General features: G+C 47.8%; 13 protein-coding genes. 7 read left to right on the plus strand and 6 right to left on the minus strand.

Annotated elements, in window-relative coordinates; all coding sequences use genetic code 11:
* Positions 1–16 precede the first annotated feature (16 nt).
* The 5 genes from AC1DFM_RS19115 to AC1DFM_RS19135 all read left to right on the plus strand — a co-directional run bounded on the left by AC1DFM_RS19115 (position 17) and on the right by AC1DFM_RS19135 (position 6,973).
* The gene (locus tag AC1DFM_RS19115; RefSeq protein WP_477078348.1) at positions 17–1,504 is read left to right on the plus strand and encodes a RagB/SusD family nutrient uptake outer membrane protein; all 1,488 of its coding nucleotides are present in this window, start codon (positions 17–19) and stop codon (positions 1,502–1,504) included.
* 25 nt (positions 1,505–1,529) lie between these two features.
* The gene (locus AC1DFM_RS19120) at positions 1,530–2,357 is read left to right on the plus strand and encodes a hypothetical protein (protein ID WP_477078349.1); all 828 of its coding nucleotides are present in this window, start codon (positions 1,530–1,532) and stop codon (positions 2,355–2,357) included.
* Between the two features lie 161 nt (positions 2,358–2,518).
* Positions 2,519–4,696, plus strand: a complete 2,178-nt coding sequence (locus AC1DFM_RS19125; RefSeq protein WP_477078350.1) for a carboxy terminal-processing peptidase — start codon at positions 2,519–2,521, stop codon at positions 4,694–4,696.
* 29 nt (positions 4,697–4,725) lie between these two features.
* Complete coding sequence (locus AC1DFM_RS19130; protein WP_477078351.1) at positions 4,726–5,910, plus strand: redoxin domain-containing protein; 1,185 nt, start codon at positions 4,726–4,728, stop codon at positions 5,908–5,910.
* Between the two features lie 76 nt (positions 5,911–5,986).
* Complete coding sequence (locus AC1DFM_RS19135; RefSeq protein WP_477078352.1) at positions 5,987–6,973, plus strand: redoxin domain-containing protein; 987 nt, start codon at positions 5,987–5,989, stop codon at positions 6,971–6,973.
* A 42-nt stretch (positions 6,974–7,015) separates the two neighbouring features.
* Here the strand turns inward: AC1DFM_RS19135 and AC1DFM_RS19140 are convergent, their stop codons facing one another.
* From AC1DFM_RS19140 to AC1DFM_RS19165, 6 genes are all read right to left on the minus strand, one after another.
* On the minus strand, positions 7,016–8,725 hold the full coding sequence (locus tag AC1DFM_RS19140) for a hypothetical protein (protein ID WP_477078353.1): 1,710 nt from the start codon (positions 8,723–8,725) through the stop codon (positions 7,016–7,018).
* A gap of 12 nt (positions 8,726–8,737) precedes the next feature.
* The gene (locus AC1DFM_RS19145; RefSeq protein WP_477078354.1) at positions 8,738–10,000 is read right to left on the minus strand and encodes an MFS transporter; all 1,263 of its coding nucleotides are present in this window, start codon (positions 9,998–10,000) and stop codon (positions 8,738–8,740) included.
* Between the two features lie 6 nt (positions 10,001–10,006).
* Entirely contained in the window at positions 10,007–11,056 is a 1,050-nt protein-coding gene (locus AC1DFM_RS19150; protein ID WP_477078355.1) for a glycoside hydrolase family 130 protein, read from the minus strand.
* A 76-nt stretch (positions 11,057–11,132) separates the two neighbouring features.
* A complete protein-coding gene (locus AC1DFM_RS19155) occupies positions 11,133–12,632 on the minus strand; it encodes a RagB/SusD family nutrient uptake outer membrane protein (protein WP_477078356.1) in 1,500 nt (499 codons plus the stop codon).
* A 12-nt stretch (positions 12,633–12,644) separates the two neighbouring features.
* Entirely contained in the window at positions 12,645–15,722 is a 3,078-nt protein-coding gene (locus AC1DFM_RS19160) for a SusC/RagA family TonB-linked outer membrane protein (RefSeq protein WP_477078357.1), read from the minus strand.
* 259 nt (positions 15,723–15,981) lie between these two features.
* Positions 15,982–20,043: a hybrid sensor histidine kinase/response regulator gene (locus AC1DFM_RS19165; RefSeq protein WP_477078358.1), complete on the minus strand. Its 4,062-nt coding sequence runs from the start codon at positions 20,041–20,043 to the stop codon at positions 15,982–15,984.
* Between the two features lie 175 nt (positions 20,044–20,218).
* Here AC1DFM_RS19165 and AC1DFM_RS19170 point away from each other — a divergent pair, with 175 nt between their 5' ends.
* Positions 20,219–20,782, plus strand: a complete 564-nt coding sequence (locus AC1DFM_RS19170) for a hypothetical protein (protein WP_477078359.1) — start codon at positions 20,219–20,221, stop codon at positions 20,780–20,782.
* 438 nt (positions 20,783–21,220) lie between these two features.
* Positions 21,221–21,817, plus strand: a complete 597-nt coding sequence (locus tag AC1DFM_RS19175; RefSeq protein WP_477078360.1) for an RNA polymerase sigma factor — start codon at positions 21,221–21,223, stop codon at positions 21,815–21,817.
* Positions 21,818–21,897: the final 80 nt, after the last annotated feature.

Consider the following 21,897-nt stretch of genomic DNA (forward strand, 5'->3'; position numbering starts at 1 on the left):
TATTCAAATTGCTGACATGAAAAAGATATTGCTCGTTATAACAGGTGCCTTGTGCATGATGTCCTGCAAGAAATTCCTGGCCGAATACTCTCAAACCGATCTGATGCCTAAAACGGTGAGTGACTATGGCGAAATATTATATTCAGATGGGTATCCCTTGACGAATGCTGCTATTCAAACATGGAGACTTTTTTTGGATGATGATATACAATGTTATGTGAGTCCTGTAAATGCCGGCACCGCCTCAGATATTATGGTACCAAGTGCCATCTATCAATGGCAGCCCGATTTTGTGGCAAAGAGCACCGGAGCCGGGTATCAGGAAGCGGAGCTGAACACCTGGGAAAAGTATTATCATTATATACTGGGGCCCAATGTGGTACTGGAGTATATTGACAATGCCCCAGGCTCACAGGCAGAAAGGGATCGGTATAAAGGAGAGGCATATGCCTTGCGTGCATTTTATCATTTTATGCTGGTGAACCTTTATGCAAAACCATATAACGATTCTACTACCACGCCGGATAAAAGTCCGGGAATTCCCATCAGAACGAGCAGCAATCTCACCGAAGCTCCGCTGCCCAGAAATTCGGTAAAAGAAGTATATGATCAGATCTCCAGAGATATTGATAGTGCTACTTATTTGCTGGATAAAGTGAAGGCCAATGCATCACCGTATCGCATTTCTTTTGTTGCTGCACATTTACTGGCCAGCAGAATTTATCTCTATATGGAGAAATGGGACAAAGTGACTGAGCATGCAGCAGTGGTGATGGCATACCATCCGCAGCTCATGAATCTCAATACCTGGGGTGATATAGATCCTGTTAGTAAGCCGTATTTCGGCGCCAAAAATGTGGAGAGTGTATTTACCTATAGCGGGCCGGCTGAATTTAGTTCAACAGGCCTMGGCATTGTCTATGATGTGTCTGCAGATCTGGCGGGATGTTTCGCAGAAGATGATCTCCGGGCGCAGGTGGCTTTTTCAGCGACACCTCCTTTCATGAAACCATTTATTGCCACGGATTATTCATCTAACAAAGCGCAGCCTTATAGCGGCGCAAAAGAAATGGGTGTTTCCTGGCGTAGTGCAGAAGCATACCTCAACAGTGCGGAAGCATTTATTCAGCAATATAAAGCTACCGGCGATGCCGGCGCCGCTAACAAAGCATTGGCCAACCTCAACGCACTTCGCATCACCAGGATCGATCCGGCTTCTTACCAGCCCTGGACCATACGCCCGGCCGATACGCTGCTCCAGATGTGCCGTACCGAACGCAGAAGAGAACTGTTTATGGAAGAAAATCATCGCTGGATGGATTTGCGCCGTTACGGAATGCCATCCGTTAAGCACATCTTTATGCCTGATCCGGCTACCACACAGGTATTCCGACTGAGGGCGCATGATCCTTCCTATGTATTGCCTATCCCGGATGCAGTAATTTCCCGCAATACTTCATTGGTGCAAAATCCTTTGTTTAGCGGTACCAGGATGCCTGAATAAAATTGTTAATTGTAAAACATCCCTGATGAGAATATATTTTCTGATAGCCACACTCATAATATTTGCGGCCTGCCATAAAGAGGCGAGTATCACACCAGATCCTACGCCTCCGCCGATGTATAAATTGCCGCAGGGTAATAGCAGCTATGATGATACCATCGTTGCGTTCCATAAAAAATATGGTAGCTATATACTGTATAAATTTACACAACACGATTTCAATTACAACTATAGCGACAAAAGAACAGATACGGCCTACATGGGAGATCCCGCTTACATTTCGCCGGCATTGATATTTCTTCAGCAACAACTATTCAATGGTTATTCGGATGCGTTTTTACAAAAAACAATGCCGTTGAAAATATTGTTGGCCAGCCGTATAGTTGATACCCTCGGAGGACTGAAGGACGCTGCATCTACCAGTAGTATGATGGCTTTTGGTTGGGCCAATAGTACGCTGCAGAAGAAAACAGCCGCAGAATTAAGACAAATGCGTGCAAAGATTCACCGGACTTATATGGAAAGGGCTTATCGCGCGGGCGCCCTGGCGATCCCCGACGATTTTATGACTACCGCTCCAACGAGTTATGGTGCTGTCACTGATGTAAATAAATATGCCCTCGGGGTAGTTGAAATCGTTGGGCAAAGACCACAGTTGAATATTGCTACCGACTACCTGGGATATATTGAAATGATTACAGGGAATTCCTATACAGCGCTCACGTCGCCAGGACAGCCACTGCATCCGGCCGTTGATGTGAAAGGATTGGTGAGGAAACGGTATACGATCATCCTGAATGATTTCGCCAATAACTATGGTGTCGATTTGCAGGCGATTGGTAATCTTCCTTAAAGCGTTTTTGCCATTCTATTATACATGCATGGATACCTCCTGAAAAGGAGGTATCTTTTTTTACACTATTTTTTCTTCCACCGCATCACCCTTTTTGAGGACCACCATTGTCTTTTATATGGAAATGTCTTCTTTAATTATCAGCCTTAATTAACAAGCGTATGAAAGTTTGCCAGGGAACAAAAATCCTGCTGTTGGCCGCAGCTACAGCCTTCACGGGATCTTGTGTGATAGCGCAGTCGCGTGCATCCATACCATTACCCATGAATATGCCGGAACAGCCATCTGCACCGGTGATACCACCTATGATGGAAGTGAGCCAGCCCGGTTATCGTGGCGCCGCCATTGCGTCTGCATTTAAAAAAATAAAGAAAGACCATTTCAACTATCCCGGCGTAACCGATGCGTATAGTCAGCAGGTATGGGAGAAATTTATTCATCTGCTGGACCCCAGTAATGATATTTTTTTACAGGAAGATATCCACCTGTTAGCCGCTTATAAAAATCAGATTGATGACGAAGTAAACGCTGGCTCCAGTGCTTTCTTTGATGCGGTGTATGCCATTTACAGCAAGCGTGTGAGGGAAGCAGAAAGTATCTGCCAGCGCATATTGCAGCAACCATTCAATATGCAGCAAAAGGAATCAGTAGCCGTAGCCTGGAATAAAGACTGGCCATTCCCGGCGAATGAACAAGCGCGTGAAGACCTGTGGCGCCGTAACCTGAAGTACTACACCCTGCGCCGTTACGTGGATGCGGATACTATTGCTACGCAAAAAAATAAAGTATTCAACCCAGCCGTGGAAGCTAAATCACGGGAATCTGTTCGCAAATGGTATGCAGAATATTTCCGTCAATGCACGTCAAAAGACGCCATGAAAGAGAAGTTCGCGCAATACATGTCTATTATGGTAGGGGAAATAGACCCGCATTCCTCATTTGCTGCACCCGATGATCGCAGCTACCAGGAACGGCTCACCAAGCGTTATTATGGTCTTGGCATAGAGCTGGGCACGCAGGAAGCTGACTTCATTGTGAAAAGAATGATGCCCGGTGGTACCGCGTATAAAAGCGGGGAAGTGAAAGAGAACGATATCGTAGTGGCTATCATGGATAGTCATGGCGAAATGGTGCCCGTGAATGGGATGGATGCTGTTCATGTTACCGCTATGATCCGCGGTGATAAAGGCTCTTCTATTACCCTGAAATTACAGCAGCCCGGTGAACAGGTGAGAACCGTTACCCTGAAAAGAGATGAAGTGCTCGATACGGAGAACAGGGCCAAGAGCGCACTGATTGAAAGGAACGGTAAAAAATATGGCTACATTTATCTACCTAATTTTTACGTTGATCCGACCGGAACAGGCCTCCGAGGTTGTGCCGGCGATGTATGGACAGAAATAGAAAAACTGAAAGAAAACGAAATAGATGGTATCATCATGGACCTTCGTGGTAACCCTGGTGGCGCCCTTCATGAAGTGGTGCGGATGTGTGCCGGATTTGTGCCTGCCAGCCCCGTTTCCTGGTTACGTTCCAGGGATAGTCTGCAGCGATATACTTCTCCCGCCATGACACCACTGTATGATGGCCCGCTTACCGTAATGGTAGATGAAAGCAGCGCCTCTGCTTCAGAAATATTCTCCGCAGCCATGCAGGATCTGGGCCGTGGCATTATCATTGGTACCAGTTCTACTTTTGGTAAAGGCACCGCACAATCCGGCTTCGCCCTGGGTAAATTAGGCGATGCTGCTAAAAATGTACCGGATACCGCTTATGGTACATTGAACCTCACCCTGCAAAAATTCTATCGTATCAGCGGTACTGCTACACAATTGAATGGCGTTACACCGGATATTATCCTGCAAAAGAGAATGTCGCTGGAATCCATTATGGAAAAGGATTACAGCTCCGCATTGCCTAATGATACCATGCGGTTACTGCCTTTTGATAAAGTAAAAAGCAACTACAATTTTGGGAAAGTAATTCAGCTGGCAAATGCACGCATTAAAGCCACGCCGGCGCTAACGGATATCGATAATAACATGGCGCAGCTGAAAGCACTCCGTAGTAAAGTAATGCCACTGCAATTAGGAGACTTCAGAAATGAATATAGCGCATTACAGGGTTGCGAAAAGCGTATCCAGCAAGATAAATTATTACCTGCCGGTCGTACGTTGCAGGTGCTGCCCGCGCTGCCACGCAGTGTGAATCCTGCTACCCTTCAAACCACACCCGGCGAAGAATTACGCAGCAAAGCCTGGTTGGAAAAACTCAGCAAGGATATTTATTTAGATCAAACAGTATCCGTACTGGAAGATATGTTGACCAATCAGTTATAGACACTTAAAATCACTTAAAGCATAGGATTATGATTAGAAAATTGCTTGTGTTTCTCTTTTGTGCCGGCAGTTTGCAGGCACTGGCGCAGGAACAAACCATCACGCTCAAAAATGACAATAAAAAAGTAGCCAGGATCACAGCAAAAATTGACAAGCTGCCGAATGATACTACGGTATACCTGTATGAGCCTTACTCCGGCGATATAGACAGCGCACGTGTCAAAAACCATGGCTTCAACATCAATATGCCGATGTCTAAAGGTGGTAGTATGTATCTGCTGATCATCGGCACTTCTTATACTCCCAACCGTGCCAGCGTAATGTATGTAGAAGAAGGAGATATGAAGATTACCGGTAAAGGAGATGGTCTCACCGGAGCTAAATTCACTGGTTCTTCCTGGGTAAAAGAAAATGAAGAGGTGATGGATATGCTGGACGATGGGAAAGGATTAGGTAAGGAGCTGGGCGACCTGCAACAAGCTTATGCTGCCGCAGTAAAGCTGGGAGATGAAGATATGGCGGATTCTCTTGGGCGGAAAGCGATGGTATTGGATAGCGCGTTGCATCAGCGACTGGTAAAGTGGATCAAAGCCAATCCTAACTCTGGTCTTACCGGTTATCTGCTGACCTGCTATATCAAAAGCGAAAAGGAAAGAGAAGCCCTATACGAAGGTCTCGGTGAACATGCAAAGGCATCCCGTATTCTGATGCGTTATAAGCACCCGGGCAAAATAGATGCTGCTCCGGTAAGCCTCGGCCTGGGTGAAGGTACTCCGGCTAACGCCTCGAAACGTCCTAAGGTAGGCGCCGATGCTCCCGTATTTGCCCTCGCAGATGTGAATGGTAAGGAAGTGTCTCTGGCTGACTTTAAAGGTAAATATGTACTGATCGACTTCTGGGCCAGCTGGTGCGGTCCCTGCAAAAGCCAGATACCTTTTCTGAAAGCGGCCAATGAAAAGTATAAAAACAAAAACTTTGTACTCCTCGGTGTTTCCCTGGATTCCAAAAAAGAAGCATGGGTGAAAGCGATCGATAAAGAGCAATTGAACTGGCTCCATGTATCTGGTCTGAAAGGTTGGGGAGACCCTGCCGCTGCACTGTATGGCGTTACAGCTATTCCATGCAACATCCTGATTGATCCAAACGGCAAAGTGATAGCCATGGATCTCATGGATGATAAACTTGAGCAAAAATTGTCCACTACTATATTATAAGATTCCTATTCCTGTCAAAACTACACAACGGCCCTGCGCATGATGCGTAGGGCCGTTGTATAACAACAAGACTGTTATGAAAAAGCAATGGTTAAACATAGCGCTGCTGTTACTCTTGCCCTTACTCAGCATTGCTGAAGAAGGTTTTGTGATCAAAGGAAAGGTAACCGGGGTTATCAGCGGTGCAGTGGAGATCACAGAATTTATTCATCTTACGGCAGATGAAAAGAATCCCGAAGTACCACCGAAAGTGCGCATCATCAATGGGGAATTCATTTACGCAGGTAAGCTGGAACATCCGGCGCTGGTGCAGATAAAAGTAAGCACCAGATCGATGCAGGTGTACCTGGAAAATACTAATTACACACTGGATTGTAGCCTTGACTCGTTGTCTGGTGCACAACTGAAAGGTGGTAAATTGAATAACGACTGGCAACAGTTCCTGTCAATGCACCTTCCTTCACTGGAGTATATCAAGCTGCACCCCAACAGCGAAATAGCCGCTTATCTGGCACTGCGGGATCATACCAGTACATTGGAAGGAGCCACTGCAGCCCGTGCCCTGTTAAGCAAGGAAGCATTGAATACCTGGTCCGGCCAGCGATTGGAAGCTGTTTTTGCTAAATTGACGAAAGCCAGTGCCGGCAATGCTTTCCCGGACCTGACAATGATAAATGCCAAAGGACAACCTTTTTCTGTAAAGAGTCTGGCAGGCAAAGTAGTGGTATTCGATTTTTGGGCAAGCTGGTGTTCACCCTGCCGCGCCTATATTCCTACACTGCGCGAGCACTATAAAAAATACCAGGCAAAGGGCGTACAATTTGTGAGCATTTCGGTGGACGATAACAAAGAAAAGTGGCTTAAGGCCATGCAGGAGCTGAAAATGGAGTGGACACAAACGCTTGCAGCCGGTGGATTTCAGGATGGAAAAGGCGTGAAGGAAGCATTGCATATCTTCTATATTCCTCACGTGATTGTGATGGGCAAAGATGGAAAAATCGCTGCATCATTGGATTATTCCAGAAAAGATCAACTGGAAAAAATACTCGAAACACTATTGTAAACAAAGAGGCTGTATCTTCAAAAATACAGCCTCTTTTTATTGTTAAAAACTAACGGTTACATCATTCACCTGCAACTTGTTACCGTTCGTACTTACTTTACCACCCACTGGGGTAAATACCAGCACCGCTGGGCTATGCGCCGGTAATACCAGTTCATACGACTGCTTTACTTTTCGTGCAATGAACTGCCGGGTAATGGTGTTATAAATATCCACCGGTTGATCACCTGTATTTACCGTTACCTTTTTTTCTTCCGGATAAGGATTATAGTAGAGATAAGAAGGATAGGCCGTATCTCGGAAAAAATCTGTGGCCAGTAAATTCAGTTGTAAGATGCCCGGTACAGAAGTAGTACGGATAATACTTCCAAAGATACCCACATGGCCGCTGCCATATACACTGAATTGTGATACATCCGGATTACCTTTAGCCCACTGTGGCCCATCACCCTGTGCTACCGGCGCTTTCAGGTGTGCATACTCGGGATAGGAAGAAGTATGAATAATGCCTTCATAACCAATTACCCCTTTGGTAATGGCTGCTTTTTCCGGGATGGTTTCATGGTCATCCGGCATATACTGCGTATAAAAAAAACGGGCGGCATTGCTGGCGTTCAGCATCCATTTGCCAACCGCAGCAGCGTAGGAAGGATCATAGCGTACCATGGCAACAAGCGGCCAGGCCGCATCAAAGGTATTCATCAGGAATCCGTATCCACCCCGGTCTGTGGTGCTGCCCACAATACCTGAAATGTCAATACCATTCCAGTTACCCACGAGTACGCCCCAGCCAAGGCGACATTCAGGGTTGCCGTTAAATGTCCATTCCATGAATTTTTGCACATTAAATTGTTGGCCTTGTTCGGCATTCAATCTTGCTGCCATATAAGCGCCAAAAGGCATCAGCACTTCATAGTTGGTGTTGTGTGGTTGTTGCTCCAGTGTTTGCAGTGCTTTCACCGCATGCTGCAGGTAGCGCGGATCGCCAAACTTTTTGTAGGCGGCATATAATACGTACGCATGACCCGCCGCGGCATCGGGTTGTTTACAGATCCAGTTGTCTTTGGGCTGCAGTTGTGCATAGTCGAAGAAGGAGTGATCGTAGTTGCCATTCAATACAGAATCGGCCGCGCAGAATTTTTCCGCAATACGATGGGCTAATGTATCAAAGCCTGGTGTATGCGGATACTGATCATAGATGCCATAAAAAAGTACGTTGGGATATACATCATACCACCAGTCGCGTCCATAGCCGCCGCCCAGTTGCGCCACTTCCGGACAGGTATTATTCATCATAATATCCCATCCGGTTTCCCGGTTGAAATAATTTTTCAGCATAGCTACATAGTTAAGGCTGGCAGGACTGCTTTTGTCGATGCCCACCAACGTAGCGCCTAGGGTGGCGCCCATGGTGGCCAGCGCTTCATGGAAAATACCTTTGTTATGCTGAGGCCCCTGCCGCTGATCATCCATAGCGGTATAGAGGCCTACTACCGGCTGATCAAAATTATGCCGGCTGCTATCCCACCACACCAATGGCCAATGTGGACCCGTGGTATTAAAGTTATACGCGGTGCTGTCGAATTGCCGGGCCAGGGCATACCAGTCTATGATTTGCAGTGGTTGCGGCACATCGGCCATGGAGTCCAGTCGGGCCAGGTGCCGTTGTGCTACTGGCGTTGGCGGCGTAGCGGTTTTGCAAGCCATCCACATCAGACCGCACACCATACCTGTTGTTATTAATTTTACCATGCTATTTACAATTTATACCACTACGGTGATTTTTTCATCAATTTCTTTTATCAGCGTTTTCCCTTCTTTGATAATACGTTTGCCCACTACAATAGAAAGCAGTTGCAGGATGGCAATGATGATGATCGCATAACGAAGCGCTACTTCCGTGGAGAAATAGTACGCCAGAAATATAAAGGTGCCGGCGCCCAGGAAGCGACCTGCATAGAGGCCTATTTCATGATTGAGAATATAAGCGTATTCATTGCGTTTTTCTTTTTTAGAAAGAATGTCGATTACGCTAAATTGAATAGGGAAGTAGGCCATATCCAGTAACGGTTTAGCGAGCAACAGGAACAACATGAAAATCACTACACCAGTGGCATTGTAAAATGCCCCATTGAAAATGGCCGCCAGTGCAAAGCAGATCAAACCGCCTGCAAAAATGGTGATCCGGTGTTCAGGTTTCGCTGCCCTGCCAATAATGTACATCAATACGGCGGCAATGATAGCGCCCACTGATTGCGCGGTACCCAATGCACCTTCCTTTCCCAACAGCAGCATGATCAGCATCGCCGGCGCTGTCACCAGATACCCTTGTGCCAGTCCTTTCAGCGTGGCCAGCATCAACAGTTTGCGCCAATACGGATGGAAGCGCAGGTATAAGAATGTTTTTTGCGACGGGTTCTGAAAGTGCCCCCTGAAACACATCACGGAGGCGAGGATGGTGATCAAAAATACCAGTCCGGTAATGATGCGGTAGGCCTTGTTTACATTTATATCACCTCCTGATTCTATAAACCAGCCAATACAAATCGGTACTACTACCGCGATGATAGTATAGAAAAAGGTTTCCAGACCATAGTAATAATTGCGGTTTACATCATTGGTGATGGATAACGCCAGGTAGTCGCGGTTGGCCCAGTAAAAGCCGAACGACATGCCCATGATGATACCTGCTATCCCAATACCGGTGAGGTCCAGCGTTTTGAGCGACATCATCACAATCATGGAAACACCGCTCAGTAACATGCCAACGGAATACAGTGTTTTAATGTTGAAGCGGTTCAACAGAAAACCGTTTAACAAAAATGTCAGTGGAATACCGGTGTATATAGTCAGCTGATAGATCACTACTTTCGTAGGGTCGTTAGAGTTACGCATCACATATGCGGCCACAAAAATATCGATCACCGGCAGCACCAGGGCATAGATCATATTGGTGAGGACCAGTATACGGAAATCGTGCGGCTGCTGATTGAAATGTTTTATTTCTGCAGAAAGATTCCTGAGCATAAGCGATTAACTTTTTAAGGATGAAAGTATTGCTGCGATGGAAAGCCGCGCCGCACAAACTACTTCGTCGGCTGCGCCGTAATAGATAGTGAGTTCATCGCCTTTCACCACATGTCCGTTMGTAAAAACTACCTGGCCAAAAAATCCGGTGAGCTCGTAAGGAGCCTCCGGCATCATGATGGGATCTTCACTGCGTGCCAGTACTTTAGATGGGTCATTCAGATCCAGTAGGAGGGCGCCAAGTCCATACTGATGTTGGATATTGGCGCCATGATATATTTCCAGCCACCCGGCGGCTGTTTTGATAGGCGCCGCACCTGCGCCTATCCTGGCGCTGTCCCAGCGGGCTGCACGGGTCCGGGCCAGGCATTGATGCTTCCCCCAATGCTCGCCGTCGGGCGACTGTGCCAGCCATATGTAGTTGCCACCAAGATCTACGCTGCTGGGACGATGCAAGGCATAATACTTACCATTTATTTTCTCCGTAAATAGCGTGCAGTCCTTATTATGTGGCGGAATAATCATGCTGGGCGGAGAGAACGTTTTCCAGTCGCGCGTGGTGCGCATGCCTACTCCCACGCCGTTGGAGGATACGGCGGTGAACGTGAGATAATACACATCGTCTATTTTTGTTACGCGGCAATCTTCCAACCCGAATGCTTCCAACGGTCCTTCTCCATGTAGCTGCGGATAGCCTTCCGCCTCGCAGAAGTGAATGCCGTCCTCACTGCAAAATAATCGTAGGTGCGAGAGCGTAGTGAGATAGTCGTCGCCTTTATAACGCAATACCCTCGGGTCGGTAGCGTCGAGCTGTGGATCGTTTTTTAAGATGTCTATGATGGTGATACCACCTTCCTGCAGTACAGGGAAGGAAATGGCATCAGGCCGTTGTTGTGGCCTTTCTGCTACGCGGATGATCAGCCATATTTTGTTGTCGAATTCAAAAACGCCCGGGTTTAACAGGCAGGCCACTTCCAGGCCCGGCCTGCTGGGCTTTACGTCGGCAGGTGTAAGCAATGGATTTTCCGCAAAGCGGTGAACGGTAACTGGTTTCATGTGAATTGCTTAAAGGATTTGTATGTTGTCCGCGTGGTGCGGACAACATACAAATGTCCGTGTTCAATAAAGCGGGTTAATAGCCGGTGTTTTGTGTCAACTTCAGCAAGTCTGCTTCCCGTTGTGGGATGGGCAACAGTTTGTTAAAAGGTTGCCAGCCGTTACCATGATCCTTGTATCCTTTCAGGGGATCGGCATCAGGCGCTTTGGCCAGTATGGTCTGTGCCAGATTCCATCTTACCAGATCATAATACCGATGGCCTTCCATGGCCAGTTCTACACGCCTTTCATGTTGAATAGCGGAAAGGAGTGCGACTTTATCATTGCTGGTAACAGCGGGCAAATTGGTCGCAGGATTTGCTGCGTACTTGCGTGCCCGTGCCCGTATCCTTTCGAGGTCCGCGCGTGCATCTGGCAATGCGCTGAGGTTCGCATGACATTCAGCTTTCCACAGTATCACATCTCCCAAACGGATATATACAAAATCAACACCTCCATCATCGATAGGATTGACGTTGCTCATGAACTTGCGCACATTGAAGCCGGTCACCGGCGACCAGGCCGGGTCATAGTTGGTACCGTCGAGGTATTTATCGCCAGTCTGGAAAAGCGTGGCGGCCCTGCGCGGATCACCTGTTTCAAAGGCGTCTACCAGGTCTTTTGTGGGAATTTCAAAACCCCAGCCTTTGCCCTGTGGCGCAAATACCGCGTTCAGCACAGATCCCTGGGAAGGTACTTTGCCGGCATCATGACGGGCCGCAAAGATGATCTCTCCGGCCTTTTCTCCCACGCCGTTAAAATTATCTTCATAATGATCGAGCAATTGATAACTACCTTTTTCTACTTCCGCTATCTGGTTCAAACAATCCTGCCAACGCTGCCGATAGAGGTAGGTTTTGGCCAGCAAGGCATGTGCGGCACCGGTAGTAGCCCGTTGATAGTTATCGGCATCATAGCTGGGCGGCAACAGGCTCATGGCCTGGTTAAGATCACTTTCTATCTGTTCATATACCTGTGCGACGGGCGTACGTACTGTATTATCCGTCATCTTTTTCTCTGGTATCAGCAACGGGATATCGCCGAAGTTGAGTACCAGCCGGAAGTAGTAAAACGCGCGCAGAAAATAGGCTTCGCCTTTCATGCGTTTCAGTAACGCCGGATCAAGACCAGGCACATTGGCGCCATCCTGTGCCAGCAGTGTATTACAGGCGTCTACCCCTTTGTAGTTAAAACGCCAGATGCCCAACACATTATTATTTTCCGGGAAGATGCTGAAAGTTTGCATCCGGCGCATATCTTCCTGGTCACCCAGGCTACCGCCGCCTTTCACGGCATCATCACTCATCAGATCGCCTACTACCCAATCGCGGGGAATGCTGCTGCCATCATCCCAGCCCCAGTCGCCGCGGAAACGGTTGGTGAGCGGGAGATACGCGGCATCAGTGGCCATTACAAAATCATTGGCTTCCGTAAAAACATTGCCGCCGGTTAGTTTTCCCTGTGGATATTTTTCCAGCTGTTTTGTACAACTGACCATACTAACGGCAACGGATATAGTAAGAATTAATTTTTTCATGGTGTGTTGATTTTAAAATCCAAACTGTAAACCAAAAGTATAGGTGCGGGAAGGCGGGTACGTACCCATGTCAATACCCACGGCCATATCTGCATAGTTGGCGAGGTTTTCATTCGTGTACAATTCCGGGTCCATGCCGCCATATTTGGTGATGGTAAACAGGTTTTGTGCACTTACATAAATGCGGGCATTGCTAAAGCCGATACGTTTCAGGAGTGCTGGCGACAACGTATACCCCAACATGGTGTTTTTAAGGCGCAAATAGCTGCCGTTTTCCACATAGCGGTCAGACGTGCGGCGGTTGTTGTTCGGGTCAAGGAAGGTGGCCCTGGGCGTTTTATTGCTCGTGCCTTCGCCGTGCCAGCGTTCTTTGTAGAAATCTTCTTTGTTATTAAAGCCTCTTCCATCGAAGCTGTTGATGATATTATCTACTTCGTTATAAATCTGGTTGCCCTGTACACCATTGAAAAACAAGGTGAGGTCAAATTGTTTCCAGGTGACGCCTGCTGTCAGGCTGTAAAGCAGTTTTGGATTCGGATTACCGATAATGGTGCGGTCTGCATCATCTATTTTTCCATCGTTGTTGTAGTCTACAAAACGGATGTCGCCGGGTTGGGCATTGGGCTGATATACTTCGCCTTTGCTGTTTTTATAGTTGGCTACTTCCTGTGTATTCTGGAAGATGCCATTTGTTTTGTAGCCGTAGAAAGAGCTGATAGGCTGGCCTTCCCGCAGGATGACGCGGCCTGATCCGGCAGAGAAGATTTGCTCCCGGCCCTTATATAACGACACGACCTTGTTGCGCAGGGTGGTAACGTTGGCGGCTATATTAAAAGAGAGATCTTTCTGCACGGATTGTTTATAGGCAGCGGTAATTTCCAGTCCTTTATTACTCATTTTGGCGCCATTCACATACGGTGGCGCTGCGTCGCCGTTGGTATAGGAAGACGGCAGTTGTATGAGGATGCCGGAAGATTGTTTATTGAAGTAATCCACACTGAGCGTGAGGGCGCCTTTGAGGAAACCCGCATCAATACCGATGTTGGACTGGGTAGTAGTTTCCCACTTCACATCAGGATTACCCCGGCTGATTACCTGTAAGATGTTATTGGTAGTAGAGTAGACGGTGGCAAACGGATAGAGGCCAATATCCTGGTTGCCCAGTTGTCCCCATCCACCGCGGATTTTGAGGTCATTGAGCCAGGTCACATCTTTCATGAAATTTTCATGGGCAATGTTCCAACCGGCAGAGAAAGAGGGAAAGTAACCCCAACGGTGATCTGCACCAAAGCGGGAAGACGCATCCGCACGCATGTTGGCGTTGAGCATGTATTTGTTGTCATATGCATAGGTTACGCGACCAAAATAAGACATCAATCCCCACTCTTCCAGGTTGCCACCATTAAACTGCTGACCGGAGCCGTAATCGAGATATTGCAGGCTGGGAGAGCCATCCGCGCGGTTATCGTAGCCGTTGCGGGAGGCGGAGAGATAATCTACCTTAGACGAAATATATTCAGAACCCAGCGTCACGCCTACATTGTGCTTTTCGTTGAAGAGGTGATTATAACTGAGTACGTTGGTCCAGTTATAGGTGGTGTAGCGGTGGCGGTATTTATCCAGTCCTTTGTCTTTATCCTGCATCAGCGTGCGGTCTCCGGGTATTTGTCCGCTGTATTGCTGTTGCTCTGCGATATAGAAATCGGTGCCGAGATCGGTACGCAGTTTAAAATCTTTCAGGAAGTGTGCTTCGGCAAATACATTTCCCAGCAGGCGGTATCTGCTGGCGGTGCGGGTACGGTAGTCGGCGATGGCCAGTGGATTTTTTCCATCTCCATATAATAAAGCATTTTTATAGAGACCTGCCGGCGGTAAGTCGCTATAGAAACCGGTTTTATCATCGTAGAGCGGGATGGCATTAGGTCTGATTAAAGCATAGCGTACTACACCTGGCAGACTGCCTGGGCGGGCGCCGTCGCCGGAAGCACCTATTTCCTGGGTGCGGTCGTACGTGAGGTTGAAATTTTCTCCCACGCGCAGCCAGCTTTTCACTTCACTGCTCACATTAGAGCGAAGGCCGTATCGTTTGAAATTAGAGTTGACGATGGTACCGTCCTGATTGACCACATTCCCAGCCAGGTAGTAGCGGGTTTTATCGGAGCCGCCGGAGAACGCCAGGTTATAGCGCTGGGTGAGCGCCTGACGGAAGATGGCGTTCAGCCAGTTCGTATTAGGCAATTTGGAAGGATCATCCTGGTTGCGGGTACTGGAACCATCGCTGGCAAATGCTTCGTTCTGCAGTTCTATAAACTGGCTGGTACTTAGCATAGTTGGTAATCCGCTGGCTTTGGCAAGGCCATAGGCAATGTCCAGGTTGATTTCATTTTTGCCAGCCTGACCAGTTTTGGTGGTCACAAGGATAACGCCATTGGCTGCACGAGAACCGTAGATAGCTGCTGCAGCAGCATCTTTGAGTACTTCAATGGAGGCAATGTCGTTGGGTGAAATGGTATTGAGTCCACTGTTCATGGGCACACCATCAATAATATAAAGCGGGTTGCTGCTCTGGCTGAGGGAGCCGATGCCTCTGATGCGTACTACTGCTTCTGTACCGGGTGCACCGGTGGGTGAGGTAACAGAAACGCCGGCCGCTTGTCCCTGTAAGGCGGTGCTGAGATCTACGGCTTGTGTTTTAGCCAGATTTTTTCCGTCTATGGAGGAGATGGCGCCGGTGACCTGGCTTCTCCGCTGCGTACCATAACCGATGACTACCACATCTTTCAGCGCTACTTCATCTTTTTGGAGGATCACGTTCAGGGCGCCGCTGCCGGCATAAGCAACTGTTTTGGTTAAGAATCCCATAAAAGAGAACTGCAGCGTAACAGCGCCGCCGCCGCTGATGGTAATACTGTAGTTGCCGTCCACTCCCGAAACAGTACCATTTTTAGTGTTGGTCTGTATCACGGTAACGCCGGGGAGGGCGCCACCTTGTTCATCGCTGATATGACCGCTTACTTTCACCTKGGCATAGGTGGCCCCGCTAAGTAGCAGCAGTATCACAGCTGACATTAGTTGTGTCCAGTTTTTCATTCGTAAGAATTTAATGGCTCCGTCTTCTGGAGGAACCGGTTTTAAAAATGTTTTTAACGTTGGATTTGAATGGAATTTACAGGCCCTGCGTCCCCTGTTTTTTCATACGTTGAATGATTGCTTTTGATTGATTTGGATGAGCTAAAGGTAGGTGTAAGGAGCCCGAAACGACTGTACTATAGTTGCAAAGAACTGTACAGTTGCCAGATTTTGTAATTGATAATCAATAGGTTGGATTTGTGTTTATCTTGTGCTTACACTACACCATGGTTTGTTGTTCGCGGTATTCATTGGGCGAGCAGTGATACATCTTTTTAAACTCCCGGAAGAAATAAGACTGGTTATTAAAACCTGTTTTATAGAAAATTTCAGCTACGCTGAGCTGGGTTTTTATCAGCAGTTGAGCGGCTTGTTTTAACCGGATATAACGGATAAATTCTGCCGGCGTCATATTGGTGAGTGTTTTCAGTTTCCGGTATAACTGCATTTTGCTGAGGAGCAGGTGCTTTTCTAATGCCTCCGCGTTGAGTCCTTCTTCATCGATCCGTTCTTCGATGGCGTGTACCAGTTCCTGCAGGAATTGTTTGTCGGCATCCGGCATATCGGTTTCTTCGAGTTGTCCCAGCGGATGATCTCTCTTGAAAATTTCGTGCAGGCGTTGGCGGTATTCCATCAGTTTGCGTACTCTTACCTGTAAGTGGGTAGCATGAAAGGGTTTAGGAAGATAGGCATCTGCGCCGGCTTCATACCCTTCTGTTTGCTGGTCGATGGTACCGCGGGCCGACAAGATAATAAAAGGAATATGACAGGTGCTGGGGGCATTTTTTATTTTGTCGCACAGCTCCAGGCCGTTCATATCGGGCATCATGATATCACTGATGATGAGGTCGGGGAGGGTTTGCCGGATCAGTTCCAACGCTTCGTGGCCATTACCGGCTTCATAAATAATATAATGATCGGCCAGCAGCTCTTTTAATAGTTGCCGGATGGCGTATTCATCTTCCACTACCAAAATACTTTTTTTACCCGCTTCCTGTACACTCTGAATACGGGACAACTTATTGGGATCTATTACGGGCGGCATTTGGGGCGACAACTGCGCCGTAATAGATTGCAACAAGTATGACGGAACCGGATTGGCGGGAGCGGCCTCTTGTGCAGGGTAACCAGTGCCCGCCGGCGATAGCGGTAGCGCTACATAAAATGCCACCCCATTATTTTCATTCGCCACCCGGATGCTGCCATGCAGCAGATGCACCATTTGCAGGGTGAACGCCAGTCCGATGCCGGTACCAAACTTGCCATGTGTAGCCGTGGCTGTGCTGAAAAAACGGGTGAACAGGTTTTCCAGTTGTGCCTCGGGAATATGACTGCCGGAATTATATACATAGATGTTTAGACAGTGCTGGTTGGGTGCTGCACGGAACACAATGGTTTCATTGCGGCCGGTGTATTTACAGGCATTGCTCAGGAGGTTAAACAGGATTTTTTCCAGTTTGTCTTTATCCATGGGGGCTATCATGGCAGGCGTAATATTCGTTTCGAAGCGTAAGGCCTTTTGCTGGCACATGGGCTTGAATAAAGCAGCAATATTTTCCAGCAATGCAGATATATTCAACGGGGAGTAGTCGTTTTTCAGAAAGCCGGATTCCGCCTTACGGAACTCGAGTAATTGTTGCACGAGATAAGTTAGCCGCGAGGCATGCTGGTGTACCAGGGCCTGATGATAAGCATCACCGGGTTGCTCGCGGCTGCGCTCAGCGGCACCTACAATCAGCGTGAGCGGTGTTTGCAGTTCGTGGGCAATGTTGGTGAAAAAGCGAAGCTGTTCTTCGTGTACTTCTTCTTCTTTTTTGCGCAGGAGGTGTTCCATCTCCAGCTGGTGTTTCATTTCCAGCTTATTTTTCCGGTATAGCCAGAACGCAGTGCCGGCGCCGGCTACCAGCAGCAGGTATAATAAAAATGCCGGCCAGGTGAGCCAGAAGTATTGTTGTATGGTAAGCGTGAGCAGAACGCTGGGAGGCGTCCATACGCCTTCTCCGTTGCTCCATTTTACTTTTAGTGTATACTTGCCCGGGGGAACGTTACTATACGCGATTCTACCGTTACCACCCATGTATTGCCAGGTTTTATCGTAGCCTTCTAACAGCCACGCATACTCGCATTTTTCCGCATGGAGAAAGCTCACTGCTTTTGCCTGTAGTTCGAAGAAGTTGTCGCGCCTCGCCAGCGTATAGGCGGCATCGTTATATTGCCCTGGTTGAAGCACCTCCATGCCGTGTTCATTTGTTTTGCCGGCCAGTTGCAGCCCGGATACCAGCAGGTTTGGATACAGGCGGCGTTCCTGTATGTTGGCAGCCATGAAATAATTGAAGCCATAAATGCCTCCAAAATACAGGCGGCCAGTGGGATCTTTCCATACGGCCCCATCGCTGAATTCATTGCTTTGTAAGCCATCGGCTTCCTGGAAATGTGATATTTCTCTGGTGCCGGGATTGATGCGCGCCAATCCTTTGTTGGTGCTCACCCAAATGAGGCCGTCGTTATCCTGCGTGATAGCATGAATGGTATTATTGGGAAGGCCATTGCCGGTGTTGTATTTGGTAAATACCGGCCTTGCCTGGCTGATATCTGCTTCTGTGAGGCAGTTCAGCCCGTAGCTGGTGCCTATCCATAAGCGTTGCTTCGTATCACGATAGAGCGCCAGCACATCATTGTGCGATAGCGCGCCATCATAACTAAAAGCCTGAAACAACTGAAATTGCTGCCGGCTTTTGTGGAAGAGATTCAATCCACCGTAGCGACAGCCGATCCACAGCGAGTTTGCAGGACCAGGCGCCAGTGAATAAATGATGTCGTTGGCAGGACCGCTATCGCTGCCATTGAAAGTATATTGCCGGAAGGTAGTTACGGCGAGGGCTGCTCCCTGTCGTTGTATCCGGAGATGTATGAGGCCATATCCGCTGGTGCCCAGCCACAGGGAGCTGTCGGCGTCCGTTAGGATGGCATATACGGAGCCGAATACCGGCAGTTTATCACTACCATTTACCGCCTGCCAGCGAACGAAGCGTTTATGCAGCTGATCGTAGATAGCAAGACCTTTACCATCTGTGCCAATAAAGATCAGGCTGTCCATTCCGCGGCAAAGGGCAAAAACGGAATTATCGTCCAGTTCTGCCGAAAACAGCTGCTGATGTATAGTAGCGGGTTGCCGTGTAAAATCGGACAACGCAATAATACCATTGCCTTTGGTGCCGATCCAAAGATCGTTGCCATTGGCGCAGAAAGCTCGTATGGGCTTATTAAAAGCGGCGCCGCCGGTACTCCGGTTTACGGCGCCAAAATATTTTGTCTGCGGGTATATTTTAATGATGCCATTGCCATCAGTTCCGCACCACAACACCTGCTCATTGCCGGTAGCCCAGGAAATGATTTTCATATCCTGCAGCTGTTGTGTGGCTTCCGGAAAAAGATGCGAGGGCCGGAATTGTGCATCGTATTCTCCAAAGCCTTGTGTAGTCCAGGCCAACAGATAATGCTGGTTGTAGATGGTCATGGCGTTGACGGCATGCGGCAGCAGCGCCTGCAGTTGCGCCTGGTGTGTGCCTGGTGATACAGCCATCAGCTCATGCGCCGTAGTGGTGAAAAATATGCTGCCATTCACGGCAAACAAGGCCTGCACATTGGTATACCGTTGTAACAGCGGCCATTGTGCCTGCCAGTCGGCATATATTTCCAAAGTGCCATCGCCGCGGAGTACCCACAGGTGGTTAGCGCCGTCGAACACCGCTTTGCTGATGCGGCTATTGCCGGGCGGAAGCGGGCATACGGCGAAGGAGTCGGCGGCGGCGTTGTAACGCGTGAGTCCTTCGCGCAGGCTCAGGCAATATAGTTGTCCGGCGCTATCCGTCATCAGCCGGTATTCCTGCTCACTGATACGACTACGTTGTTGCCGGCTGTAGAAGTAATTATAGAACTTTCCGCTTCGCTTATCATATCTGGATACGCCTTCGATGGTACTGAGCCAGATGTGTCGCCGGCCATCTTCTAATACCTGTAGTACTACGTTGTTGCCAATGCTGTGCAGGGGATTGTCTTTGCTATAGTTAAACACATGAAAGGCGGTGCCATCGTACATATTCAGTCCGTCCCAGGTAGCTGCCCAGAGGAGTTTATCTGAATCGAGGAAGAGGGAATTAACGGCGCTGTTGGAAAGGCCATTGCGGTTATCCAGTTGTTGGGTATAATAAGCCGCAGTATCACCTGCAGCACAGGTGGACATATAGATCAGCAGGGTACAGATCAGGAACAATCGCTTCATAACGTGCTGGTTTACGGTGGCATGGCCGGTGTCATTTGTTAAGGTACTAAATTTTTGGGTGGGAGGGAGGAGGGAATACGTAAATGGTATCCCTGTAGTGGTGATCTGTTGACCATTCCTCACATTATGATTCTCTTAGCATTTTAGTAAAAAAAGGATGCTTATCTTTATCCATATGTTACGGATCATCTTTCTTGCTGCTGTTTTAATGTCCGGTTTGGCGGTAAATGCGCAAACGGATTCGTCTTTCGGGGCTATGAACCGCTGGGAGTCAGGCTTTAAGCGTCCCGCTAGTGACACCAATCATATTCAAAAAAAATGGTTTGTTACAAAGTATGCGGGTGTTTCGGCTGGCTTTGTCGCCTTTAATGGCGGGGGAGGTTCTTTCTTGTCGGTGCCTTTATCCCTGCAGCTGAATCGTCAATTGACCCATAATTTGTTTGCCTTTGGGGCGGTATCGGCTGCACCGATGGTTTTCCGTTCCAATAGCATGTTTTACCAGCCTGCTATGAACAAGGGTGCTACCAGCTGGATGCAGACCAACAACTTTTCGGCCTGGTCAGATGCCAGAATAGGTGTGATGTATATCAGCAATGATAAAACGTTCTCTATTTCCGGTAGTGTAGGCGTAGGCAGAGGTACTTATAACGGATATTCTCCTTTCTATTCACCGATGGGTTCTCCGGCATTTTCTCCGATAGGAGGACATGGAATGGGAGGAGGGCATGGAATGTGGTAAGCGATAACAACTAATAGGATGAGCTGCTAATCATGCGGCTTTATATAAAAATACGAGAAGGCAGACCGGAGTACATTCCGGTTTGCCTTTTTTATTGGCACCTACTTCCATTCCTGAAATTAAGACGCGACAAAAAAATATTGTTCCGCACACTCCCGCGTGTAAGACGTAAATAATCAATGATACTCCCGAAAAAAAGTATATTTTTTTATGAAGATGAAAAAAGCCAGGAGCAAAGGTTTGGTACGATCGTATTTTACGCAGGCATTGGGCAGCTAGTCATCTCCGGAAAAAGAAAACAAGGTATTTTAAATGCTCCTACATTTTATTTTATCTCCTTGATATTATTATATTGCGAACAGAACGAAGAGATCATTAAATAATGTGAACTAACGCTATCGGGGATAAGAACACTCAAATTTTTTAAATCAACTTTATTTGTCGGATATTTCTTCATACAACGAGAAGGAATTCCTGAATGCTATTGCGGGCGGCGATGAGCAAGCCTATGTGCAATTATACAGGCATTACTGGAATGAAGTATACTCGCTTGCGTTGTCGTTTTTAAAATCTCCTTCCCTGGCTGAGGATACCCTCCAGGAAGTATTTGTAAAGCTGTGGCTGAAAAGAGAAAGCATTCGGGAATGGAAGGATTTCCGTGCCTACTTTATGACGATGGTGCGTCATGAAATTATTAATACGATGCGACAGGGCAAGCGCCAGTTGCTGATCCGCGACCTTCCTCCTGACATCGATGCTGCCGGAACTTCCCCCCAGGAAGAATTACTCCACAGCAAAGAAACCGTTGCGCTCCTGCAAAGCGCAGTGAATACATTGTCTGCAAAGCAACGGGAAGTTTTTCTCCTGAGCCGCACCAACGGATTAACACATGATCAGATTGCGGAACAAATGCAGCTGTCTAAAAAAACAGTCGCCAACCTGATTACACTCGCGCTGAACCAGATACGTGAATACCTGAGTCAACAGGGTTATATCATGGAATTTATACTGGTAGCCATTTTCCTGTTTTTTTGAAAAATAATATTGTTTTTTTTCGGGAGTATCATTTCTGCTTTGCGTCTTATCTATACAAGCATATGCGTCCGATCCATAAA

It is taken from the genome of Chitinophaga sp. 05T412 (assembly GCF_056396465.1).

Excerpts from the sequence above, each read along its gene's own strand:
- AC1DFM_RS19120 (WP_477078349.1), top strand. The coding sequence starts at position 1,530 with ATGAGAATATATTTTCTGATAGCCACACTCATAATATTTGCGGCCTGC.
- AC1DFM_RS19125 (WP_477078350.1), top strand. The coding sequence starts at position 2,519 with ATGAAAGTTTGCCAGGGAACAAAAATCCTGCTGTTGGCCGCAGCTACA.
- AC1DFM_RS19130 (WP_477078351.1), top strand. The coding sequence starts at position 4,726 with ATGATTAGAAAATTGCTTGTGTTTCTCTTTTGTGCCGGCAGTTTGCAG.
- AC1DFM_RS19135 (WP_477078352.1), top strand. The coding sequence starts at position 5,987 with ATGAAAAAGCAATGGTTAAACATAGCGCTGCTGTTACTCTTGCCCTTA.
- AC1DFM_RS19140 (WP_477078353.1), bottom strand. The coding sequence starts at position 8,725 with ATGGTAAAATTAATAACAACAGGTATGGTGTGCGGTCTGATGTGGATG.
- AC1DFM_RS19145 (WP_477078354.1), bottom strand. The coding sequence starts at position 10,000 with ATGCTCAGGAATCTTTCTGCAGAAATAAAACATTTCAATCAGCAGCCG.
- AC1DFM_RS19155 (WP_477078356.1), bottom strand. The coding sequence starts at position 12,632 with ATGAAAAAATTAATTCTTACTATATCCGTTGCCGTTAGTATGGTCAGT.
- AC1DFM_RS19165 (WP_477078358.1), bottom strand. The coding sequence starts at position 20,043 with ATGAAGCGATTGTTCCTGATCTGTACCCTGCTGATCTATATGTCCACC.
- AC1DFM_RS19170 (WP_477078359.1), top strand. The coding sequence starts at position 20,219 with ATGTTACGGATCATCTTTCTTGCTGCTGTTTTAATGTCCGGTTTGGCG.